This is a genomic window from Paenisporosarcina sp. (assembly GCF_049671445.1).
In the GTDB taxonomy this organism is placed as follows: Bacteria; Bacillota; Bacilli; order Bacillales_A; family Planococcaceae; genus Paenisporosarcina.
Genome location: NZ_JBATUX010000005.1, coordinates 1 through 4,892, shown reverse-complemented (window position 1 = coordinate 4,892; position 4,892 = coordinate 1). Strand labels below are relative to the sequence as shown.

Sequence of the window (4,892 nt, the reverse complement as noted above, 5' to 3'; positions counted from 1 at the left end):
TAGTGAAAAACCAGACTGGACAATGGGAAGATGTAGGCATAATCGCTAGGAAGGGTAGCAAAGGGAGTATAGTTACCAACCTATCTAATGGAGGAAGAGTGGATAACGTAATTAAGCTAATGTCTGCGTCGTTTAAAATTTCTGAAGAACAAGTGTTATGCATCCTTGAGGAAATGTCAATAATTTCAATTAAAGCAGCTAGAGTGATAGATAAATATGAAAATATATTTAGACTCGGGGTAGACATTGCTATTGATTGTCAGCAGCACATTTACTTACTTGAACTAAATCACAGATGCCCTGCGTATAAGAATTCTTTTCCTAAGGTTGCAGTTACTAAAATCAATAATTCCAGACTGGACTATGCAAAATACCTGGCTGGATTCCCTATTAATATATAGAAATATAGTTCGTAAAATAGTAGAAAACGACGTGAGTGGTCAACTAATAGGAGCAAATACCGCGTATGTAACTATATTTCTATGGTTTAAAATTACCTTTCTTGGCCTATGCAAACATAGTTATGAGTGCATATTATTATAGAACTGAGAAAATTGTTAAAATTTGAGAGTAAGGAGTTAGTAGACTTTAACTATTTTAATAATAAGTAAAGCTTTATTTCTTTACTTGTATGGAGGATGACATGTACACAATTGTATTTATAGACACTAAGAAATCCGGATCGAGTAGAGAAGCTATTAAAGCTGCGGTTCGTTTAGGATATTTTACTGTATTGTTAACTGAAAATAGTAATTATATGATGCAACGAAAAGAATTTTCGGATGTTTCACAAATGATTTATTTAGAAAAAATGTCAGAAGATAATATTCGGACAGAATATAAAAGACTTCTACATCAAGGAAGAATTATTAAGGCGATTATTAGCTTTGTGGATCCTTATGTATCTTTAGCTGCACAACTTATGAATGAATTATGTAATTCGGATATCTCTGTAGAAGCTTTTAAAAAAATGGAAGATAAAATACTTACAAGAAATACGTTACAAAATAATGCAACCACTCCCAAATATGACGTATTTCTTCCAAATGACGAATTGGGAAATTTTATTAATAAGGGTCATAGTTATCCGCAAATTGTAAAATCACCTGTTTCTGGAGGGTCGAAGGATGTCTATTTAGTCCAAAATAAATTTGAAATGAAAAAGAAGATAGAAAAAATTTCAAAGCTCTATCCAAATCAAGACATTTTAATCGAAGAATATTTAGATGGACCACAATATATAGTGGAGGTTCTCGTGCATAAAGGTAATTTAAATATTGTTGCTATTGTAAAACAGGATATCACCAAAATAAAAAAATTTATAGTAACCGGTTATGAAATACAACTTAATCCTGAAGAAAGTTTATACAGAAGCTTGTTTGATGCCGTAGAATCGATCATTAAAGATTTAGGAGTAGTAAATGCAGCGTGTCATCTTGAAATTAGACATGTACATGGTAATTGGAAGTTGATTGAAATCAATCCAAGAATATCTGGTGGAGCAATGAATCGAATGATCGAAGAAGCATTTGGAATTAACTTAGTGGAAGAAACGATTAAGGCTTATCTCGATCAAGAACCCAACCTAGAAAGAAAACATGAGAACTATATATATACCCATTATCTTACAATTAATTCGTTTGGAAAACTATTAAAAGTTACAGGTAAAAACATTGCTACAAACCTACCTGGAGTGATAGAAGTTTATATAAAGCCACGTAAGGGAGCAATTATGATTCCTCCAGTTTCAATGGGGCAACGTTATGCTTATGTTATTGCCTCAGGCGAAACACAGGAAGAAGCAAAGAAAAACGCAGTAAATGCAACTAGTCATATTAAATTTTATTTGGAGCCTTTATAGGAGATGAGAGAAATAGTTACAGTCGGAATGCTTCATTTTAGAAAACATCCACAAAAAGTTAAAAAAGCTTATGCTTGTGCAGCGGTTTCTAAAATGGAAGGTATTGAATTCTTTTACTTTTCACCAGGGAACGTTAGATTTGAAGATAAAAGTATCAATGGATTTATATATGAGAAAGGGGAGTGGATTCAAAAAAAGATGATGTTTCCTGATGTAATATATAATCCTTCCATTATGAAAACAAAAAAAGGTAAAAAAGTATATAGCAAGCTGAAGAAGATTATTCCCTTTACAAGTCATCCTATCGGAAACAAAATAAAGGTCTATAGAAAAATAAAGGATATACCAGAATTTTGCAGTTACTTAATTCCATCCGAGGAAATTATCGAACCCCAAATAGTTTTTGATGCATTAGATCAATATAATAAAATCGTGATAAAGCCTTTGTCTGGAAATAAAGGAAAAAATGTTATTTTTATTGAGAGAAATGAGGATAAATTTAAGCTTATTTCTGGTGTTAAACACAGTACAGTTAATGAGGAAGAACTTGTTTCGCTAATAGAATCTCATATAAAAGAAAAGATGTTTTTAGTTCAACCATTTATATTGTGTAAAACGAAAGAAGGACTCCCTTTTGATTTTCGGATTCATGTTCAAAAGAATGGTTCAGGTGAATGGGAGACTACGTTGATATATCCCCGAATAGGTGCTAAAGCAGGAATTGTCAGCAATATTAATAGTGGGGGCTATACTGGGAAACTCGATAATTTTTTAGAAAGAGAATTTGGTCTAGATGATTATGATATCAAAATGACTTTAGAACATTTTGCATTACAATTTCCAAAAAAGTTTGATGATATGTATAGAAGTTCACTTGATGAACTCGGAATTGATATAGGGATTGATAAAAATAAAAAGCTTTGGATTTATGAAGTAAATTGGAGACCAGGATACAGTAATAGAGGGTTTGATGCAGCAAGGAATACAATTCCTTATGCTGCCTATGTGGCATTACAAAAAATGAAAGAAGAATAGATCAATTTCATTCTCTGCCCTAACCTTTATATACCTAGCACTAAAGATTCTAAATTGAAATATGCTATTATATCTTCCACAAAGGAAGGGGGCGAATAAGAGATGAATAATAAATTAGGTTGCATTTGTCTTGCGATGAAAATTTTAGAGACAGAACAAAAATTAATAACTGAAAGGGACTTGGGTCTTAAATTCGTAAGTAAATCTAGAAAAATTGATACAATTCCTTTTATGCTAATTAACATTGAAACTCAAAAACCATTCACAGTTTATTACAAAGGAATACCAACTCCATACTTCCGTTTAGAAAAGATGAATGAGGAAACATGCTGTGCAGTATTATCACCACTTGAAGCAATTGATATGGATGGAAATGCTGTTGAATTGTGTGAGACTGTATACTCCCTTAAGAAAACCGATAAATGTATAATCGTTGTGTTAAGTTGTTTTTGTGCTATAAATCCTCTTCCTCCAGAGCTTGTAAACAAACCACTCCCCTCTATAGAACCAAAATGTTAAGAATTCTAAAGTGTGAAAATAAAAACGACAATCCATTCCTCAAAAAGAAAGAACTCCCTTCTAGAATAGCTAAATAAATATACTGAATTGTTGTAGAGATGTTTTAATTAACTGACTAATAAACAAACAGTTTGTCGGATTAGGGAAGTGATTTTAGCGAAGAAAAAATAAAAACGTCTTCATGCAAGACGCTTTTTTTTTTGAACTAAATACATAAATATTCACTTGCATTAATAACTATACATATTTATAATAAGGAATACATAATAATAAATGGGAGTGGATTTTTATGAAATTATTAGAATACGTTAATCTTGAAGTAGTTGAAACGGTAAAAGGCAAAGATTTATTAACTTGGTTTGATTTTACCTCTACTGAAGTGAAGAAATTACTAGAATTAGCGAGCGCACTAAAGAGCTTAGCTAAGAATGATGTGCATCCTCCATTGTTAGTAGGAAAAACGGTTGGTCTAATATTTGAAAAGCATTCAACCCGAACACGTATTTCGTTCGAAGTAGGTGTGAATCAATTAGGCGGTCATGCAATGTATATGCATGCAAGAGATTTGCAAATCGGACGAGGTGAACCTGTTTCTGATACAGGAAAAGTGTTATCAGGCTATTTAGACGGCATTATGATTCGTGCCAATTCTCATAAAATGGTTGAAGAATTAGCTCACGCTGCATCGATTCCTGTAATTAATGGCTTAACAGATCTGTTTCATCCATGCCAAGCACTAGCTGATGTGTTAACAATTCATGAAATCAAAGGCTATTTACCAGGACAAAAGCTAGCATATGTTGGCGATGGCAACAATGTTGCACATTCACTCATAATTGCTTGTGCTCATCTTGGAGTAAATGTATCGATTGCCTCACCGGTTGGATTTGAAATAGACAGTAGCATATTAGCAAAGGCACAAAAAATTGCAGCATTAAATGGATCGACCATTGAAACAACAACTAATCCGATTGAAGCTGTGGAGAATGCAGATGTAATTTACACAGATGTATGGACCAGTATGGGGCAAGAAGACGAAACAGTGGCTCGACTTCAAGCATTTGAAGGGTACCAAATAAATGAAAATCTCGTTCAACATGCAAAGTCTGATTATTTATTTCTCCATTGCTTACCAGCACATCGTGAAGAAGAAGTTGCAAGTTCGATTATTGATGGCTCGCATTCAGCGGTATTCCAGCAAGCAGAGAATCGTTTACACGCACAAAAAGCGATATTGGCATCTATACTCTCTTAATACACAAGAGTTCCTGAGTAAGAGGCCACTGAAATAGTACACTTTGATTATAAAAACTACCTAAACTCGGTTTATCGAATTTAGGTAGTTTTTCTTTTTAATCGCACGGTTAAAAAGACTGAGTGATTTTCGTTACAGTCGGACGCTTTCCGCGGGCGGTCCGTGAGCCTCCTCGACGCAAGCGTCTGTGGGGTCTCACCTGGACACGCTTTTCCCGCTGGA

General features: G+C 33.7%; 5 protein-coding genes. All 5 read left to right on the top strand.

From position 1 onward, the window contains the following. A partial coding sequence (locus WBG45_RS00160; protein ID WP_424411790.1) for a YheC/YheD family protein occupies positions 1–401 on the top strand: 401 nt, incomplete at its 5' end. A 242-nt stretch (positions 402–643) separates the two neighbouring features. Then, a complete protein-coding gene (locus WBG45_RS00155; protein WP_424411789.1) occupies positions 644–1,861 on the top strand; it encodes an ATP-grasp domain-containing protein in 1,218 nt (405 codons plus the stop codon). Positions 1,862–1,864: 3 nt separating this feature from the next. Further along, positions 1,865–2,896 carry a YheC/YheD family protein gene (locus WBG45_RS00150; protein ID WP_424411788.1) on the top strand — a complete coding sequence of 344 codons (1,032 nt, stop codon included), beginning with the start codon at positions 1,865–1,867 and terminating at the stop codon, positions 2,894–2,896. Positions 2,897–2,998: 102 nt separating this feature from the next. Then, complete coding sequence (locus tag WBG45_RS00145; RefSeq protein WP_424411787.1) at positions 2,999–3,415, top strand: CotY/CotZ family spore coat protein; 417 nt, start codon at positions 2,999–3,001, stop codon at positions 3,413–3,415. A gap of 289 nt (positions 3,416–3,704) precedes the next feature. Next, positions 3,705–4,670: an ornithine carbamoyltransferase gene (argF, locus tag WBG45_RS00140; RefSeq protein ID WP_424411786.1), complete on the top strand. Its 966-nt coding sequence runs from the start codon at positions 3,705–3,707 to the stop codon at positions 4,668–4,670. Positions 4,671–4,892 lie beyond the last annotated feature (222 nt).